The sequence below is a fragment of the Flavobacterium cheonhonense genome, from assembly GCF_035671315.1.
GTDB classification, from domain to species: domain Bacteria; phylum Bacteroidota; class Bacteroidia; order Flavobacteriales; family Flavobacteriaceae; genus Flavobacterium; species Flavobacterium cheonhonense.
Genome location: NZ_JAXAVY010000031.1, coordinates 1 through 234, shown reverse-complemented (window position 1 = coordinate 234; position 234 = coordinate 1). Strand labels below are relative to the sequence as shown.

Annotated in this window: 1 protein-coding gene; it reads left to right on the top strand. The window is 34.2% G+C overall.

Annotation, left to right across the window (positions count from 1 at the left end):
- Nucleotides 1-12: 12 nt before the first annotated feature.
- Nucleotides 13-141 (top strand): type II toxin-antitoxin system RelE/ParE family toxin, encoded by a 129-nt coding sequence (locus tag SK086_RS13650; protein WP_407652331.1) that lies wholly within the window; start codon nucleotides 13-15, stop codon nucleotides 139-141.
- Nucleotides 142-234: the final 93 nt, after the last annotated feature.

Here is a 234-nt window from a genome sequence, read left to right as displayed (position 1 = left end):
AAATCTTATGATGTGGTTGAAAAAAATATTCTAGGATTTAAAACTGGACAACACGTGATTTTTTACAGAATCGTGACGGAAAAAGAAATTGAAGTTGTTAGAATTTTACATGGTATGATGGATATGAAAAACCACCTGTAACAGCGGTTAGTAGCTATTGCTGGTTTTTCTTTGCTTCACTCCTATTTTTCACGTAAAACTATTATCTTAGCTGACAGTACGCAGTTCGCTGGT